The 17,922-nt window shown below is 60.1% G+C and carries 17 protein-coding genes; 1 reads left to right on the forward strand and 16 read right to left on the reverse strand.

What is annotated here, in order from left to right; genetic code table 11:
- Positions 1–12 precede the first annotated feature (12 nt).
- From deoA to ABD997_RS00640, 7 genes are all read right to left on the reverse strand, one after another.
- Positions 13–1,341, reverse strand: coding sequence for a thymidine phosphorylase (gene deoA, locus ABD997_RS00610; protein WP_345315077.1), 1,329 nt, complete (start codon positions 1,339–1,341; stop codon positions 13–15).
- Between the two features lie 54 nt (positions 1,342–1,395).
- The gene (gene deoC / locus ABD997_RS00615) at positions 1,396–2,169 is read right to left on the reverse strand and encodes a deoxyribose-phosphate aldolase (protein ID WP_345315078.1); all 774 of its coding nucleotides are present in this window, start codon (positions 2,167–2,169) and stop codon (positions 1,396–1,398) included.
- A 255-nt stretch (positions 2,170–2,424) separates the two neighbouring features.
- Complete coding sequence (locus ABD997_RS00620; protein ID WP_345315079.1) at positions 2,425–3,198, reverse strand: outer membrane protein OmpK; 774 nt, start codon at positions 3,196–3,198, stop codon at positions 2,425–2,427.
- Positions 3,199–3,498: 300 nt separating this feature from the next.
- Positions 3,499–4,296: an outer membrane protein OmpK gene (locus tag ABD997_RS00625; RefSeq protein WP_345315080.1), complete on the reverse strand. Its 798-nt coding sequence runs from the start codon at positions 4,294–4,296 to the stop codon at positions 3,499–3,501.
- 164 nt (positions 4,297–4,460) lie between these two features.
- Entirely contained in the window at positions 4,461–5,702 is a 1,242-nt protein-coding gene (locus ABD997_RS00630; protein WP_345315081.1) for a NupC/NupG family nucleoside CNT transporter, read from the reverse strand.
- Positions 5,703–5,961: 259 nt separating this feature from the next.
- A complete protein-coding gene (locus ABD997_RS00635; RefSeq protein ID WP_345315082.1) occupies positions 5,962–6,732 on the reverse strand; it encodes a TatD family hydrolase in 771 nt (256 codons plus the stop codon).
- Positions 6,716–6,901: a DUF5363 family protein gene (locus ABD997_RS00640; RefSeq protein ID WP_345315083.1), complete on the reverse strand. Its 186-nt coding sequence runs from the start codon at positions 6,899–6,901 to the stop codon at positions 6,716–6,718. Before ABD997_RS00640 ends, ABD997_RS00635 begins: the two co-directional genes overlap by 17 nt.
- A 147-nt stretch (positions 6,902–7,048) precedes the next feature.
- On the opposite strand from ABD997_RS00640, the gene ABD997_RS00645 reads away from it, so the two are divergent.
- Positions 7,049–7,492, forward strand: a complete 444-nt coding sequence (locus tag ABD997_RS00645) for a MarR family winged helix-turn-helix transcriptional regulator (protein ID WP_345315084.1) — start codon at positions 7,049–7,051, stop codon at positions 7,490–7,492.
- Here ABD997_RS00645 and maiA read toward each other — a convergent pair.
- The 9 genes from maiA to rbfA all read right to left on the reverse strand — a co-directional run bounded on the left by maiA (position 7,474) and on the right by rbfA (position 17,881).
- A complete protein-coding gene (gene maiA, locus ABD997_RS00650) occupies positions 7,474–8,103 on the reverse strand; it encodes a maleylacetoacetate isomerase (RefSeq protein ID WP_345315085.1) in 630 nt (209 codons plus the stop codon). The two genes, ABD997_RS00645 and maiA, sit on opposite strands and share 19 nt — an antisense overlap.
- On the reverse strand, positions 8,100–9,428 hold the full coding sequence (gene fahA, locus ABD997_RS00655; protein ID WP_345315086.1) for a fumarylacetoacetase: 1,329 nt from the start codon (positions 9,426–9,428) through the stop codon (positions 8,100–8,102). The genes maiA and fahA overlap by 4 nt, the downstream gene beginning before the upstream one ends.
- 10 nt (positions 9,429–9,438) lie before the next feature.
- A complete protein-coding gene (gene hmgA / locus ABD997_RS00660) occupies positions 9,439–10,740 on the reverse strand; it encodes a homogentisate 1,2-dioxygenase (RefSeq protein ID WP_345315087.1) in 1,302 nt (433 codons plus the stop codon).
- Between the two features lie 158 nt (positions 10,741–10,898).
- Complete coding sequence (prfC, locus tag ABD997_RS00665; protein WP_345315088.1) at positions 10,899–12,491, reverse strand: peptide chain release factor 3; 1,593 nt, start codon at positions 12,489–12,491, stop codon at positions 10,899–10,901.
- A 266-nt stretch (positions 12,492–12,757) separates the two neighbouring features.
- Complete coding sequence (gene nlpI, locus ABD997_RS00670; protein ID WP_345315089.1) at positions 12,758–13,654, reverse strand: lipoprotein NlpI; 897 nt, start codon at positions 13,652–13,654, stop codon at positions 12,758–12,760.
- 86 nt (positions 13,655–13,740) lie between these two features.
- Positions 13,741–15,837, reverse strand: coding sequence for a polyribonucleotide nucleotidyltransferase (pnp, locus tag ABD997_RS00675; RefSeq protein ID WP_345315090.1), 2,097 nt, complete (start codon positions 15,835–15,837; stop codon positions 13,741–13,743).
- Between the two features lie 334 nt (positions 15,838–16,171).
- On the reverse strand, positions 16,172–16,441 hold the full coding sequence (rpsO, locus tag ABD997_RS00680) for a 30S ribosomal protein S15 (RefSeq protein ID WP_345315091.1): 270 nt from the start codon (positions 16,439–16,441) through the stop codon (positions 16,172–16,174).
- A gap of 91 nt (positions 16,442–16,532) precedes the next feature.
- Positions 16,533–17,477 carry a tRNA pseudouridine(55) synthase TruB gene (gene truB / locus ABD997_RS00685; RefSeq protein ID WP_345315092.1) on the reverse strand — a complete coding sequence of 315 codons (945 nt, stop codon included), beginning with the start codon at positions 17,475–17,477 and terminating at the stop codon, positions 16,533–16,535.
- Positions 17,477–17,881: a 30S ribosome-binding factor RbfA gene (gene rbfA, locus ABD997_RS00690; RefSeq protein WP_345315093.1), complete on the reverse strand. Its 405-nt coding sequence runs from the start codon at positions 17,879–17,881 to the stop codon at positions 17,477–17,479. The genes truB and rbfA overlap by 1 nt, the downstream gene beginning before the upstream one ends.
- Positions 17,882–17,922: the final 41 nt, after the last annotated feature.

Here is a 17,922-nt window from a genome sequence, read left to right on the forward strand (position 1 = left end):
TTTACTCCTTCTTTAACTTCGGTTGCGGACCACCCGGTAAACCTCCGGGGTAGCCTGAGGAGCAACGTCGCTGAGGCTCACGGCCTGGCGAAGTGCCTCCGCCGCCGCCTGCCAGCTCTCTTCATCGCGGGCATGCAGCATAGCCAGTGTCGAGCCCGGCTCCATCTTCTGACCCAGGGTGCACATCTGCTCGAAGCCCACGCTGTGATCAATGGCATCGCTGGCCACCTTGCGGCCGCCGCCAAGATTCACCACGGCCATGCCGATGCCCCGGGTATCCATCGCCGACACGAAGCCGCTGCCCTCGCTGGTGACCGGTTTCACCACCGCCGCCTTCGGCAGGTAGTGATCGTAACGCTCAACAAAATCCTGCGGTCCGCCAAGGGCGGCCACCATGCGACCAAAACGGTCCAGGGCTTCGCCGCGCTCCAGCACCGCTTCCAGCATCGCGCGTCCCTCCTCCGGTGTCTTGGCCAGGTTACCCAGCACCAGCAACTCCGCCCCCAGGGCCAGGGTCACGGCATGGAGCCGGGGGTTTCGGTACTCGCCGTTGAGGTAGCGAACCGTTTCCCGGATCTCCACCGCATTACCGGCGCTGGACGCCAGCACCTGGTTCATGTCGGTCAGCAGTGCGGCAGTGGGCACGCCTGCGCCATTGGCCACCTGCACGATGCTTTCGGCGAGTTCCCCGGAGGCTTCCAGCGTCGGCATGAAGGCCCCGCTGCCGGTTTTCACATCCATCACCAGGGCATCCAGGCCACAGGCCAGCTTCTTGGAGAGAATGGAGGCGGTGATCAGGGAGATGGAATCGACCGTGGCCGTAACATCCCGGGTGGCATAGAAACGCTTATCCGCCGGGGCGAGATCGCCGGTCTGGCCAATGATCGCCACACCGACCTCTTTCACCACCCGGCGGAAGGTGTCGTTGTCCGGCACGATGTTGTATCCGGGGATCGACTCAAGCTTGTCCAGAGTGCCACCGGTGTGGCCCAGACCCCGTCCGGAGATCATCGGCACATAGGCCCCGCAGGCGGCGATCATCGGCCCCAGCATCAGGGAAACGCCGTCGCCCACCCCACCGGTGGAGTGCTTATCCAGCACGGGACCATCAAAGGCCATATCGTCCCAGCTGATCACCATCCCGGAGTCCCGCATCCCTTCGGTCAGGGCAACCCGCTCCGGCATGCTCATGTCATTGAAGTAAACCGCCATGGCAAAGGCGGCAATCTGCCCTTCACTGATCTCGCCGGTGGCGATCCCCTGACAGAAAAAGTGGATCTCTTCCGCAGTCAGCGGCTGATTATCGCGCTTCTTGCGAATGATCTCTTGGGGTAAAAACATCGCTTCCCTCCCTATGAGGAAACGGGGCGCAAAAGCACCCCGATGAAAAGGGGATCAGTAGCCCTGGCCTTCTGCCGGTGCCTCGCCATGGCCCAGGGTGGCCAACAGGCTGGCCAGCAGGCTGGAAGCGCCAAAGCGGAAGGTCCGCGGGGAAACCCAGTTTTCACCCAGAATGGAAGCGGCCAGGTCCAGGTACTCTTTGGCCTGTTCGGCGTTGCGGACGCCACCGGCCGGCTTGAAGCCAACCTTGGGATCTTTCGCCTTGATCACTTCCATCATGATGCGAGCCGATTCCAGGGTCGCATTGACGGGCACCTTGCCAGTGGAGGTCTTAATGAAGTCGGCACCGGCGTCGATGCTCAGCTCGGACGCCTTGCGGATCAGGCTCTCCTCTTTCAGCTCACCGGTTTCGATGATCACCTTCAGCAGCACTGTGTCTCCACAGGCGGCCTTGCAGGCCTTCACCAGGTCAAAGCCCACCTGCTCGTTACCCGCCATCAGGGCACGGTAGGGGAAGACCACATCCACCTCGTCGGCGCCGTAAGCCACGGCTGCCTTGGTCTCTGCGACGGCGATATCGATGTCATCGTTGCCGTGGGGGAAGTTGGTGACCGTGGCGATCTGAACACCCTCAGCGCCGATCTCGCGCAGGGTCTTACGAGCGATGGGGATGAAGCGGGGATAGATGCAGATGGCCGCAGTGTTCCCGGCTGGGGACTTGGCCTTATGACACAGTTCAATCACCTTCTGGTCGGTGTCATCATCGTTCAGGGTGGTGAGGTCCATCAGCGACAGAGCGCGCTGAGCTGCGGCATTAAGATCGGTCATGTTGATCTCCAAAAAATGGGAGTAGTAGGCAGTATAGATAAGTTCACTCGCCCGAGATCGTGACCGGGAGATGGCTGTGTATTGCCCACAGACAAGCCCGTCACGGTAAGGCGACACGGACTTGGTTCCTTGAAGATCGAAAGGAGGAAGCTCGAAGGAGCACCAATCTTCGCGAAAAATCCTTTTCCCCGCAAAAATCGACGACAGAATAGCAAAAGGGCCTGCCAAATGGCAGGCCCCTACAGCAACTTACACTTAGAAGTTGTACTTCACGGTGTAGATCAGTGCATCGCCGTAGCCGGCATCACCCAGCTTGTGATCGTAGTAACGGTACTGCAGACCCAGGGTGAACTTCGCCGGCAGGTGCCACCACAGGGCAACCGCACCGTTGTGACCAACACTGTCCAGGGCGCCGCCCTGACGGAACTGATCTTCACGCAGGAACTCGGTCTCGTGCCAGTTGCTCACAGACAGCTTCTGGTTGCCGACGTTGAAATCGTAACCCAGTACCCAGCCCGCCATCAGACCGTTGTAGCCGGTGCCGGCAAAGTTGTTGCTTTCGATGTGAGCACCCAGGAACGGCTTGAACCAGAAACCGGACTCGGTGAAGACGTTGTAGCGCAGACCCCCAACGTAGTTCTGCACCTGGAAGGTGTTCCCTTGAGAGCCGCTCTCATTCAGGGTGTAAAGCTGACCGTAAACCTGCAGGTTATTCACACCGGTGTTCAGGCCAATGGTCCCTTTAGCGGCCAGGCGGAAACCGTCCGGTTTACCGTCTTTGTCACCGTTACCGATGGAACCCGGGTTTTCCAGGTCGATGAAGCCGTACATTTCACCCCAGGAGAAGCCCGCGCCACCTTCCAGCTCCAGGAACAGGAAGTCTTCTTTGAAGCCGTTGGACAGATCTTCGGCCTTGTTGCTCCAATCCAGGTAGTTTACGGAGGCAGAGCCAAACCCGTACAGGTATTCCGCAGAAGCCGGGGCGGAGATAGACAGAGCCGCAGCGCCAGCCAGGGCCAAAGATTTCATTTTTTTCATCATCAACCTACAAACCAAATAAGTGTGTTTCGTTATTTTTTTAATTCCGTTTGCCTTCATCCCTGCTGGCGGAGGGAATTGTATTCAGCTAACAGATTGAAACAATCACAACTGTGACTTCCTGTTGAGACTTTGTGCGCTCGATCACACTTCGGGGATAAATGGCGAGGCGGCGATCACTTTTGGGTGGGCGTGGCGCGTGGAGGGTTGTTCACGGGTGTGAATGCAAATCAGCGGCGCGCAGAATACCTCAGCTCTGGCGCGCCGCCATCTGGCGTCAGAAGAGTGGCGTTAGAAGTTGTACTTAAAGGTGTAGATAACGGCGTCTCCATATCCCCCCTGGCCCAGCTTGTTGCGGAAGTAGCGATACTGAAGGCCCAGTGAGAAATTCTTCGGCAGGTGCCACCAGAGCGCCAAGGCACCGTTGTGGCCAACCTCACCGGAATTGGTCGGGATAAAGTTGCCATCGGGATCGGTGAAGCCGAGGTAGTTATCATCTCGGCCAAACTCGGTTTCATGCCAGTTGGTGACCGACAATTTCTGACTACCGGCGTTGAAGTCATAGCCAAACACCCAGCCCAGCATGCCGCCATTGACGCCGGTCCAGCCGTCTGTGCGGGTATAGTTCAGTCCCAGGAACGGCGTCATCCAGAAGCCGGAGTCGGTAAAGAGCTTGTAGCGCACACCAAACACGTTGGTGCTGTCGTAGAAACCATTACCCATGGCGTAGTAGGTCTGGAAGTAGGCCTGCCAGTTATTGACCAGGTTGTAACCGATGGAAAACTTGGAGGCGATCCTGAAGGTGCTGTTGCCGTAGAACCGGCCCCCTTCGCCGTCACTCTTCGAATCGTTCCCGGCGAAGGTGTTCTCCATATCGAAAAAACCGTAGAAGTCGCCCCAATCAAAGCCAGCTCCCCCCTCCAGCTCGATATAGTAGAAATCCTCTTTAAACCCCCCGGAGTTTCGCTCTGTCTTGGTGGTCCAATCCAGGTAATTGACATTCAGGTCCGCAAAGCCGTACAGGTATTCCGCCTGCGCCGGGGGCAACAGAAGCACGGCGAAAGCGGCCAGGGTCGCTATCTTCTTCATCATCATCTCCTCGCTCTTTTGCCCAGACGACAGGGCGGCAAAGACCCCCCTGCTCGGGCCTGTTAAACCTTAGTCGAGCACGCCTGTTCCGCCACCGGGCCGGAGCAAACACACAAAAAAGCGGCCACCCCAAGGGGTGGCCGCTCAATCGATGAAAGCGAGAGTTACAGGGCCAGGAACAGGCCAGCCAGGGTCGCGCTCATCAGGTTGGACAGGGAACCGGCAATCACCGCACGCAGGCCCAGTTGAGCCAGGTCGTGACGACGGTTCGGCGCCATGGCACCCAGGCCACCGAGCAGGATGGCGATAGAGCTCAGGTTGGCGAAGCCACAGAGGGCGAAGGAGAGGATCGCCTGGGTCCGTGCGCTCATCTCAACGCCGTTGATCAGCGCTTCACCGCTCAGGTAAGGAGCCAGGTTGATGTACGCCACAAACTCGTTCACGACGATCTTCTGACCGATGAAGGAGCCCGCAGTCAGGGCCTCTTCCCACGGCACACCCATCAGGAAGGCCAGCGGCGAGAAGATGTAACCCAGGATGATCTCCAGGCTCAGGCCGTCAACACCGAACAGACCACCGGCCCAACCGATAATGCCGTTGACCATGGCGATAAGACCGATGAACGCCAGCAGCATGGCACCCACGTTCAGGGCCAGTTGCAGACCGGAGGAGGCACCGGCTGCTGCGGCATCCAGCACGTTGGCCGGTTTGTCTTCCGGCTCGGCCAGGTCCTGTACGTCCTGCTTGGCAGTTTCCGTTTCAGGCTCCATCAGCTTGGCCATCAACAGACCACCCGGCGCCGCCATGAAGGAGGCCGCAATCAGGTACTCCAGCGGTACACCCAGACCGGCGTAGCCCGCCAGAACGGAACCGGCCACGGAGGCCAGGCCACCTGTCATGATGGCGAACAGTTCGGAGCGGGTCATGGTGGCGATAAAGGGACGAACCACCAGGGGCGCTTCAGTCTGGCCCACGAAGATGTTGGCAGTGGCAGACATGGACTCGGGACGAGAGGTACCCAGCGCCTTCTGCAGGGCACCACCGATTACACGGATAATCCACTGCATTACGCCGATGTAATAGAGCACGGCAATCAGGGAAGAGAAGAAGACGATGATCGGCAGCACGTTTACGGCGAAGATAAAGCCGACTTTAAACGCAGCCAGGTCGCCGAACAGGAAGCTGATACCATCGTTGGCGTAGCCAATAACCGAGGAAACAGCCTCAGAAATTCTGCCGAGGATAACCTGTCCAACCGGCACGTAAAGGACGAATGCCCCCAGAGCCGCCTGAATTGCAAAGGCGCCACCCACGGTACGCCAGTTAATCGCACTGCGGTTTGAAGACAAACCGAAGGCAATGGCCAGCAGGGTCAGGATCCCCACCAAACTCATTACTACACTCATGAACCCAATATCCTCTAATTATTTTGATGGACTTGATGTTATCTGCACATCAACCCGCAGAATCGGGCGGATTATACTGGTCCGCCCACCAAATTACTTCGAATATCCCAGATAAAGTGTGATCACCGCATCATTCTGAACGGAATTTCTCATTGCCGGAACACTTCATCACAGGGTTTAACAGAGAGGTCTAACACAATGGGGGTGAACGAAGCTCACCTCAGTGATGCAGTAACCATAGCAGTTCTGCCCATCACCATTAGAGGCCATGCCAACGGGGAAAGAGTGACCGCGTGTTGTTGAGGATCTGTTCGCAGAGGGCGTTTTCAGACACGCTTCGTAACCGCGCCAACTCCGACAGTACCCGGGGCAGACGGGCAGGTTCATTGGCCTGACCCTGAAACCCCTCGAGGGGCATATCCGGACTGTCGGTTTCCAACAGCAGGGAATCGGCGGGCAGTTGGGCCACGGTGTTGCGGGTTTTGGCTGCCCTGGGGTAGGTGATGACGCCACCGATCCCGAGCTTCAAACCGTGGCGCAGGTACTGTTTGGCCAGCTCAGGACTGCCGCTGAAGGCGTGAATCACGCCACCGGCGCTGGGGGGATGACGCTTTAACAGCGCAAGCAGTTCGTTATGAGCCTGGCGCACATGCAGGATGATGGGCAGTTCGTGGCGTCGCGCCAGCCCCAACTGTGCTTCACACAGACTGACCTGCTCTGCCATCGGCAACACCCCGGACACCTTGTCCAGTCCGCACTCACCAATGGCCACGTAGGGGTGGGGAGACTGGAGGCGCTGCGCCATGGCGTCCAGATCCGTCTGGCGATGCGCAAAACAGGGGTGTAATCCGATGGCCACCGCCACCTTGGGCAGGTTCGAGCGCCGCTCCAGTCCGGACCAGTGGCCTCGCTGCACGGCCGGGATCAGGCACCCTTGGACGCCGAGCTTTTCGGCCCGCGCCAACACCGCTTCATACTCCTCGGCCAGCGGGGGCAGGTCCAGGTGGCAGTGGCTATCGACCAGCTTCATCCCGCGGCCTCTCTGACGCCACCGGGGCTCTTTCACCGCCCTCACGGATGGCCCGCTGTGCCCGCTCCGATAAGGGAACGCAGCAACGTCGGTTCTCCGGCGTCAGGCCAAGCCCATCCAAAAAGTCGCAGTAGCGACGCCACAACGCTTTGAACCACCCCATCTTCATCTCCCAACACCACCTTGGGTCCCACTATAACCGCTGAGATTCAAACCAACATCTTTCCAGGCCTCTGCCGCTCTCTGAACAGCGTGGCGAAATAGTTGCGAGTGAGAGTATTTTCTCGGCACAATGAGATAAAGCAACGGAGGCTAGATGGAACCCTTTAATCTTCAGGAGTTTATCCCATATCGCTTGGCCAGATTGTCGGGGCGGGTCAGCCGCTCCCTGGCACAGACCTACCGCAAAGAGGGATTGGCCACCGTCCATTGGCGGATCCTGGCGCAACTGGCGGATAACCCCGGCCTGACCGCGGTGGAGGTGGGTCGCCGTATCGATCTTGAGAAGAGCAAGATCTCCAGGGCGCTGGCCGCCATGGAAGCCAAGGGCTGGCTGGAACGGCGCCGGGATCCCAGCGATCAACGCGCCGCCATCATCACCCTCACCGCTCCAGGCTGGGCCCTGTTTCACCGGATCCGTCCCATGGCCCAGGCCTGGGAGGCAAAGCTGCTCGACACCCTGCCCGCCGAGACCCGGCAACAGCTGCTCGCGCTCATCGAAAGCCTGGAGCAGCGTCTGGATCAGACCGAGTCAGGCTGATTGCCCGGCTGGGCCGCGATGAACTCCGGCAAACGGTTGCAGGCTTCGTAGCTGGCTTGAAGAGTGGGGAAAGCATTCATATCCACACCAAAGCGCAGCGCATTAAACACCTGGGGAATGAGGTAAACCTGCAGCCAGCTAAGGCGCTCTGGACGGTAACTGGGGCTGGTACTCAACCCCTGCTCCAGGACGCCAAAACCCTCCTCTATCCAGTGCCGGATCCAGGCCTCCTTGCCCGCATCATCCACCCCCAGCTCCGCCTTCAGGTAATTGAGCACCCGCAGGTTGCAGATGGGGTGGATGTCGCAACCGATCAGCTGACACCAGGCCCGGACCTGTGCGGCCTCCAGCGGATCCGACGGCAGCAGCGCCGGCTCCGGGTGACTCTGCTCCAGGTACTCCAGGATGGCGCCAGACTGGGTCAACACCTGCCCCCCGTCCAGCTCCAGCGCCGGCACCAACCGCTGTGGGTTGATCGCCGCATAGTCGCTCAGCCGCTGCTCACCGGCAAGCAGGTTCACCGGCACCGACTCGTAAGCGATTCCCTTAAGATTCAGTGCCAGCCGGACCCGGTAAGCGGCGGAGGAGCGGAAGTAACCGTAAAGTTTCATTCCCCCTCCCGACGACGGGCCGGTAGCACCGTCCCCCGGACCTCACCGAAACCGATCCGTACCGCGCCCGGTGCTTCGCAGAAGCCTCGCATCACCACGGTATCGCCATCCTCCAGAAAGAGCCGCTCCTCACCGTTGTCCAGCTTCAGTGGCTGCTTACCACCCTGGGTCAGCTCCAGCAAAGAGCCCGCCTCCTCGGGCAGGGGGCCGGACTGGGTGCCCGTCCCCAGCAGATCGCCGGGCATCAGGTTACAGCCGTTGACACTGTGATGGGTCACCATCTGGGCTGGCGTCCAGTAGGAGTGCCGGAAGTTGGAGCGGGCCAGCTGCTGCGGCGCCAGTCCCTGCTCCGCCATCCCGGCGGTTTGCAAGCAACACTCCAGCTCGATATCCAGCGCACCCTGGGCCCGGTTATGCTCAGAGTCCAGGTAGGGCAACGGCGCCGGATCTCCCTCGGGGCGGGTAAACGCCTGGCGGAAGGGAGCCAGGGCCTCCAGGGTGACAATCCAGGGTGAGATGGTGGACGCAAAGCTCTTGGCCAGGAAGGGACCGAGCGGCTGGTACTCCCACGCCTGAAGATCCCGGGCTGACCAGTCATTGAGCAGACAGAGACCAAATATCTGGTCCTCAGCCTGGGTCATGCTGATGGGCGCACCCAGCTCATTGCCGGTTCCCACCAGGATCCCCATCTCCAGTTCGTAATCCAGCCGGCGGCTGGGCGCCAGGCTCGGCTCGGCGGCATCCGGCGCCTTGACCTGGCCCTGTGGACGATGAAACGCCTGGCCAGAGACATCGATGGAGGAAGCGCGGCCGTGGTAACCGATGGGCACCCACTTGTAGTTGGGCAGCAGGGGGTTGTCCGGTCGGAACAGCTTCCCAACCGCCGTGGCATGATGGATGGAGGAGTAGAAGTCGGTGTAGTCCCCGATGACACAGGGCAGGTCATACCGCACTTCCGCCATCGGCACCAGGCACTGGGCGAACGCCTCCGCGTCCTCCGCGCCCTCGCGCAGGGCCCGGGAGAGGGCCAGGCGCAGCGCCGACCAGGCAGAGGGGCCCATCGACATCAGCAGATTCAGGTAGGGCTGGCTGGCCGCCTCCAAGGCTTCTGCCGCCAGGCCAATGAAGGGGCGCAGGCGTTGCAGGGCTGCCAGGTCGAGCACCTGGTCGCCGATGGCGACGCCACCGCGCATGGCGTTCTCCTCATCCTGGCGGCAGAACACCGCAAACGGCAGGTTCTGGATGGGGAAGTCACACCCCTCCTGGTTGGCGCTGTCCACCCAACTGCGCAGGCTGGGATCATGGGTCTCGTTCAGTAGTGTCATGGTTAATCCTTTAACGGTGTCCGTTGAATTGGCTCTCCAGGCCCTGCCAGCACTGAGCGTAATCCTGCTGGCGTAGCGTGCTGTTCAGGGCGTGGGGCGTGGGCTCGAGCAGGTAGCGGGATTCCAGCATAAAGGCCAGGGTATCCCGGTAACGCTCGGGCTTAAGATCGGTGGTACTCCCCTGGGCATGCACGGCGGCATCGGGCCCGTGAGGTGTCATGCAGTTGTGCAGGCTCATGCCGCCGGGCAAAAAGCCGTCGGCCTTGGCGTCGTATTGTCCCTTAATCAGACCCATAAACTCGCTCATCACATTGCGATGGAACCACGGGGGTCGGAAAGTGTGCTCCGCCACCATCCAGCGGGGTGGGAAGATCACGAAGTCCAGGTTGGCCCAACCCGCGGTATCGCTGGGGGAGGTGAGCACGGTGAAGATGGAGGGGTCTGGATGGTCGAAGCTGACGCTGCCCATCACGTTAAAACGCGACAACTCATATTTGTAGGGCGCGCTGTTCCCTGTCCAGGCCACCACATCGAAGGGGGAGTGGGACAGGGGGGCGGAATGAAAGCCACCGGCAAACTTGCAGAACAGTTGGTGCGGCGCCTTCCTGTCCTCAAACCAGGCCACCGGATAGAGAAAGTCACGCTCGTTAGCGAAACCGTTGGCGCCCACCGGGCCGCGCTCCGGCAGGGTCAAGGGAGCACCATAGTTTTCCGCCAGGTAACCTCGCAGGGGCCCGTTTACCGGATCAACCTTGAACTTGACCCCCCTTGGGATCACCGCGATCTCCCCCGGCGCCACCTGCAGGCGACCAAACTCGGTGAACAGTGACAGCTCCCCCTGCTCCGGCAGAAGCAGCAGTTCGCCATCGGCGTTGTAAAACGCACTATCCCCCATGCCCCGGTTGGCCTGATAGAGGTGGATCGCCAGGCCGCACTGGCTGCGGGCATCGCCGTTAACCGCAACGGTGGTTACCCCTTCAATAAAAGTGAGCGGTTGCTCCGGGGCGGGTGGGGGACTCCAGCGCATCGGCTCCGGCGAGGGATGCCCCCCCTGAAGTGGTGCAGTCAGCCAATTTGACTGGGACCAGGGGGTAAAACCGCCCATCACGACCGAGGGGCGCAACCGGTAGGTCCAGCTACGACGATTATGCGCCCGGGGCGCTGTGAACGCCGTGGTGCTGAACTGTTCAGCATAGAGTCCGTAGGGGCAGCGTTGGGGGCTGAACTGCCCTTTTGGCAACGCCCCGTCCAGGGCCTCGGTTTCGTGTTCGCTGCCAAAGCCAGTCAGGTATTGCAGTGCGGCGACGGTCATCCTTTCCATCCACTATTTGTTGCAGTTGCAACTAACTTAGCCTTCCCGGCCCCCGGGATCAAGCCTCTCCCCTGCCCCTGCTGACGGAACGCCACTGAGGCCAAACGACAATGGGCAGCCGAAGCTGCCCATTTTTGACGGATCGCCAAAAGGCGGCATCAATGCTCCCGGGTTTTGCGGAACTGGATATCCGGGTAACGCTCCATGGTCAGGTTCAGGTTCACCATGGTCGGCGCGATGTAGGTGAGGTTATCCCCGCCATCCAGTGCCAGATTGGTGGAGGCCTTGCGGCGGAACTCATCGAGTTTACGCGGATCCTCACTGTCCACCCAGCGGGCGGTCGCCACGTTGATCGGCTCGTAGATCGCTTCCACCTTGTATTCGCTTTTCAATCGGGCCACCACCACATCAAACTGCAGCACCCCGACGGCGCCGACAATCAGGTCATTGGTGTCCAGCGGGCGAAACACCTGCACCGCCCCCTCTTCGGAGAGCTGAACCAGCCCTTTGAGCAGCTGCTTCTGTTTGAGCGGATCCTTAAGGCGGATGCGGCGGAACATCTCAGGGGCAAAGTTGGGGATCCCGGAGAACTTGAGTGCTTCCCCCTGGGTGAAAGTATCCCCGATCTGGATGGTACCGTGGTTGTGCAGACCGATGATGTCCCCCGGATAGGCCTCATCAGCATGGCTGCGATCGCCAGCCATGAAGGTCACCGCGTCGGACACCGCGATATCCTTACCCAGGCGGACATGGCGCATCTTCATCCCCTTGCTGTATTGGCCGGAGCAGATCCGCATGAAAGCGATGCGGTCACGATGCTTGGGATCCATATTGGCCTGGATCTTAAAGACGAAGCCGGAGAACTTCTCCTCCTGGGCCTCGACCAGCCGCTCCTGGGTCTGACGGGGCTGGGGAGCAGGTGCCCAGGCGGTCAGGCCATCCAGCATATGGTCGACGCCGAAATTACCCAGCGCGGTGCCGAAGAACACCGGCGTGAGTTCACCGGACAGGAACAACTCCCGGTCAAACTCGTTGGAGGCGCCCAGCACCAGCTCCAGCTCTTCACGCAGCTGCGCGGCCAACTCCTCACCAACGGCACTGTCCAGATCCGGGTTATCCAGCCCCTTGACGATCTTCACCTCCTGGATGGTATGCCCCTGACCACTCTGGTAGAGAATGGTCTCATCCCGCTGGATGTGGTAGACCCCTTTGAACTCTTTGCCACAGCCAATAGGCCAGGAGATGGGCGCGCACATGATGTTGAGCTCGTTCTCCACCTCGTCCAGCAGCTCCATGGGATCGCGGATGTCGCGGTCAAGCTTGTTCATGAAGGTGACGATGGGGGTGTCACGCAGCCGGGTCACCTCCATCAGCTTACGGGTACGATCCTCCACCCCTTTGGCGGCATCGATCACCATCAGGCAGGAGTCCACCGCCGTCAGGGTGCGGTAGGTATCTTCAGAGAAATCTTCGTGGCCAGGGGTATCGAGCAGGTTGACCAGCGCATCGTTGTAGGGGAACTGCATCACGGACGTGGTGACGGAGATCCCCCGCTCCTTCTCCATCTCCATCCAGTCGGACTTGGCGTGCTGGCCGGAGCCACCCCGCCCTTTCACCGTGCCCGCTCTCTGCAGAGCCTGACCAAACAGCAGCACCTTCTCGGTGATGGTGGTCTTACCGGCATCCGGGTGGCTGATAATGGCAAAGGTACGACGGCTGTTCACTTCGTCGATAAATTTTTGATCTGACATGGATTATCTCTGGCGGGGGCGGAAAAACAGGCCCCATGGTCATGGCGGTGGGCGACGGGCGCCCGGATCTTGCCGGGGATTATACCGGGTTCATGCTGAAAGAATAGGCGGTGTGGCCCGGCTGCTCCTTTTTCCGGCCCCATGACGAGGGTGTCACAAGCGCCAACAGGGAGGGGGCAGTCCGGTGAGAATAAAAAGAAGGGAACAACCTCCGGTTGTTCCCTCACCTGGACAGTCGGCCACAGCCGACTGCTGCTGGCAGTCGACTAAAGCGACTCCTCCGACTCTGCGGAAGCCATGGCAGCCTCTGCCACCTGGCGCATCTCCAGCAGCGCATAGCGATGCTCAACGAACTCGTAGACGTTGGTGGACAGGGAGAGCTTGTAGAGGTTCATCGCCTTACCGGGATCCCCCTCCAGTCGCGCCTGCTTGCCCAGGTAGAAGTAGGCTTCGCACAAACGCTCTGCCAGCTCCCCCTGTTGGCTCAACCCTTCGCGGCTGCTGGCCAGCAGCTCACCGCCACTGGTGCGCCCGAGGAAAAGATCCACCAACCCGACGGACCACTGGCTCTCATCCATGCGGCTGCGGTGATCCGCCAATTGCAGCTTGGCCTGCTCAGGATCCAGCTCCACCTGGGCGAAGTAGAGCCAGAGTGCCCGGTAAGGATCCGAAGGCTCGGCCAGCAGGAAACTGGTCAGGTCCTCCACCGCCAACTCGGGACGGTCACCGTAGTAGAGGGCAATGCCGCGGTTGAGGTAGGCGTAGATAAAGGTCGGATCCAGCTCGAGTACCGCGTCGAACGCCTGGTAGGCCTGGTCAAACTCCATCGCCTGGGTAGCGTAGATCCCCACGAAGTTGTAGACCTCGGGCATATTGGGCTGCAGCTGTAACGCCTGATTGAAGTCGATCCTGGCCAGGGTACGCAACCCCACCGCGTCGTAACGAATGCCCCGGTCATAGAGGAACCGGGCCCGCTGCTCATCGGTCAGGTCCGGCACCTGCAACAATTCACCGAGTTTGGCCAGTTGGATCTCCAGCTGCGGATCCACCTGCTGCGGCGTGGCCAGCAGGAGTTGCGGACGCTCATCTTGGGGTGCGGGCGCCGAGGCGCAGCCGCCCAGCAGGAGTCCGGCCAGTGCCATAGGGAGCCACAATCTTCTCATTATCATTCCTGTTGTCACGAGCCTGTTTTGAAAACAAACAAAAAAAGGGGAAGCCTTAGCTTCCCCTTTTTTATCACAGTTCGGACTTATTCCGCAGCCGGTTTCACCGCGGCTTCCTTCATGGAGAGGCGGATGCGGCCCTGGCGGTCCACTTCAACAACCTTCACGTCCACTTCCTGACCGATCTGCAGGTGGTCAGCGACGTTGTTGACGCGCTCCTCACAGATCTGGGAGATGTGCACCAGGCCATCTTTGCCCGGCAGGATGTTGACGAAGGCACCGAAGTCGACGATGCGAACCACTTTACCTTTGTAGACACGTCCCTCTTCCACATCGGCGGTGATCGCCTCGATACGGCGGATCGCCTCTTTGGCGGCCAGCCCATCGGTGGAAGCCACTTTCACGGTACCGTCATCATCGATCTCGATGGTGGTGCCGGTCTCTTCGGTCAGGGCACGGATCACGGAACCCCCTTTACCGATCACATCACGGATCTTGTCCGGGTTGATCTTCAGGGTGGTGATCCGCGGTGCGTGATCGGACAGCTCAGAGCGGTGGGACGGCAGTGCCTGGTCCATCACACTCAGGATGTGGTTACGGGCTTCGTTGGCCTGCTTCAGGGCGATCTGCATGATCTCCTGAGTGATGCCTTCGATCTTGATGTCCATCTGCAGTGCGGTGACACCTTGGCTGGTACCCGCCACTTTGAAGTCCATATCACCGAGGTGATCTTCATCACCCAGGATGTCGGACAGCACGACGAAGTCGTCGCCTTCCTTCACCAGGCCCATAGCGATGCCCGCTACAGAAGCCTTGATCGGTACACCGGCATCCATCAACGCCAGGGAGGTACCACAGACTGAGGCCATGGAGGAGGAACCGTTGGATTCGGTGATCTCGGAGACGACCCGTACGGTGTAGGGGAACTCCTCCGCCGTCGGCATGACTGCCTGGATCCCGCGCTTGGCCAGCTTACCGTGACCGATTTCACGACGCTTCGGTGAGCCCATGAAGCCGGTTTCGCCCACGCAGTAAGGGGGGAAGTTGTAGTGCAGCATAAAGCGATCGGTACGCTCGCCGATCAGCTCGTCGATGATCTGGCCGTCACGCTCGGTGCCCAGAGTGGCGGCCACCAGTGCCTGGGTTTCGCCACGGGTAAACAGGGCGGAACCGTGGGTGCGCGGCAGAACGCCAGGCAGAACGGACAGGGCGCGAACCATCTTGGTGTCACGGCCATCGATGCGCGGCTCGCCGGCGATGATGCGAGAACGCACCACCTTCTTCTCCAGGCTGCTGAGCATGCCGCCGATCTCTTGCGGATCCAGATCCGGATTTTCCGCCAGGATCGCCTCTTTGGCTTTTGCCTTCACGGCATTGACCGCTTCGATGCGAGCCATCTTGTCGGTGATGCGGTAGGCGTCGCCCATGCCCGCAGTAGCCAGCTCCGCCACCTTGGCGGCCAAGGCTTCATCTTTCACCGGGGCGGTCCACTCCCAGGCGGGCTTACCCGCTTCGGCTTTGAGCTCGTTGATGGCGGTGATTACCGCCTGTTGCGCCTGGTGACCAAACACCACCGCACCCAGCATCACCTCTTCGGACAACACATCCGCTTCGGATTCCACCATCAGCACGGCGCCTTCGGTACCGGCCACAACCAGGTCCAGCTTGGACTCTTTGAGCTCTTCGACGGAGGGGTTGAGCAGGTACTCACCGTTCTGGTAACCCACACGGGCACAGCCGATCGGGCCGTTGAAGGGGATGCCGGAAAGGGAGAGAGCGGCGGAGGTGCCGATCATCGCAACCACGTCCGGGGAAACAGCCGGCTCAACCGACACCACGGTGGCCACCACCTGGACTTCATTCATGAAGCCTTTGGGGAACAGCGGGCGGATCGGACGGTCGATCAAGCGGGCGGTCAGGGTTTCGCTCTCGGCAGGACGACCTTCACGCTTGAAAAAGCCACCCGGGATCTTACCGGCGGCGTAGGTCTTTTCCTGATAGTTTACGGTCAGCGGGAAGAAATCTTGACCCGGCTGAACCTGCTTTTTCCCTACAACGGTCACCAGTACCGTGGTATCACCCATGCTGGCCAGAACGGCAGCGTCGGCTTGACGTGCAATGACACCGGTTTCCAGAGTTACGGTGTGTTTACCGTAGGGAAAGCTCTTAATGACAGGATTCACTAGCTGTTTCCTTTATCTATTTTCGTCTCAAATTTCGCCCGTTAGTATACTGCAAACCGCCCTGAAAGATAGCGGCAGCGCTCCCCTCTATGGAAAATTACCAAACCGCGGCAAACAGATGCGAAGCACCTCTGGCTACTGGGGAGAACGGAGGAAAACGAGGGGAAAGTTTCTGCGCTCGGAGGTTTTGAGCCCAGGCGGGAACCCGCTAGAGAGTAGGTTCCGGCCAACCGGTGTCAGTCACAGGCTGAAGGGGCGCCGCGGACCCGGCAGGAAAAATGCGAGGTAAAAGAAAAGGGGACCCGAAGGTCCCCTTTTCCAAACTTGGTGCGACTTAGCGACGCAGACCCAACTTGGCGATCAGCTCTTGGTAACGAGCGGCATCTTTACGCTTCAGGTAGTCCAGCATTTTACGACGCTGAGCAACCATACGCAGCAGACCGCGACGGCTGTGGTGGTCGTGGATGTGCTGCTTGAAGTGGCCTTGCAGGTGGTTGATCTGAACGGTGTGCAGGGCGATCTGAACTTCCGGGCTGCCGGTGTCGTTTTCGCCGCGGCCGTATTCAGCAACGATCTTCGCCTTAGCTTCTGCGCTTAGTGACATAGTCTTTTCTCCAAAAATAACGTTACAGGCTTCGTGCCGATCACTAACTCAGCACGAAGGGCGGGGAGTGTAGCGGTTTCACCGCGACAACTCAACCCTGGTGGATATTGATCAGCCGCTTCGGGGCAACGAGCCCGTCATCGTCTATCTGGCCGAGGCCGACGAACACCCGCTCCGAGCCAACCGTCAGGCGCACGCTTCCTTCGGTGGGGGCGCCGTGCACCTGCACTGGCTGGCCCTGCATCAGGTAGCTGGCGACCACCTCGGTCATGTTGACCTCCGGCAGTGTGGCCACCGCGGTGTCCATCGGCAACAGCAGCGGGTCAAGCAGCTCTTTGGGCTGACGCTCCTGGTCCAGCGCCTGCTGAAGCAGGTTTTCAATCTGCTCCAGCTTCACCATGCGCTCGTAGGGGTAACCCGCCACCTGGGTACGACGCAGCACGATAACGTGTGCCCCACAGCCCAGCACTTCACCCAGGTCATCGACGATGGTGCGGATGTAGGTGCCCTTGGAGCAGTGCACATCAAGCTCCACCTCGTCTCCTTCAAAGCGGTTCAGGACCAGCTCATGGACGGTGATGGGGCGGGCCTCACGGGGGACTTCGATCCCCTCGCGGGCGTACTTGTAGAGAGGTTGCCCCTGATACTTGAGTGCCGAATACATCGAGGGCACCTGCATGGTAGTGCCCCGGAAGCCCTCAAGGGCCTCGTTGAGTTGTTCCAGAGTCACTGCAACGGGACGCTCAGAGACCACTTCACCATCGGCGTCGGAGGTCGTGGTCCGAACGCCGAGCTTGGCCACGACGGTGTAGCGCTTGTCCGCATCGAGCAGGAACTGGGAAAACTTGGTCGCCTCTCCCAAGCAGATTGGCAGCATGCCGGTGGCCAGGGGGTCCAGTGCACCGGTATGGCCAGCCTTGGCCGCATTGTAAACCCGCTTTACCTTCTGCAACGCATCGTTGGAGGAGATCCCCTGCGGCTTATCCAGCAGCAGGACACCGTCAATCAGACGGCCACGGTTACGACGACGCCCCATTACTCGGTCTCCTCGCTCTTGTCATCGTCCGCCGATTTGGCCTTGGCCTCATCCTCGGCGCGAACCTTGCTGACCAGGCTCGCCATGCGGATCCCTTCGACCAGCGACTTGTCGTACTGGAAGCGGATCTCCGGCATAACTCTAAGTTTGACCCGGGAAGCCAACAGGCTGCGGATCATCGGCGCCAACTCCACCAGGGCGGCCATCTGCGCCTTAACTTCGGCCTCGTCATCATTGAGGAAGGTGACAAAGGCCTTGGCATAACCCATGTCCTTGGAGACTTCCACTTCGTTGACGGTCACCATACCCAGGCGGCTGTCGCGGATCTCCCGCTGCAGCACCATCGCCAGTTCACGCTGCAACTGCTGGCCAACGCGACGGCTTCTACTGAATTCTCTAGCCATACTCTTCTCTACCAAAAAGAGGGGCACACGGCCCCTCTTTG

The organism is Ferrimonas gelatinilytica (genome assembly GCF_039544205.1).
GTDB lineage: Bacteria > Pseudomonadota > Gammaproteobacteria > Enterobacterales > Shewanellaceae > Ferrimonas > Ferrimonas gelatinilytica.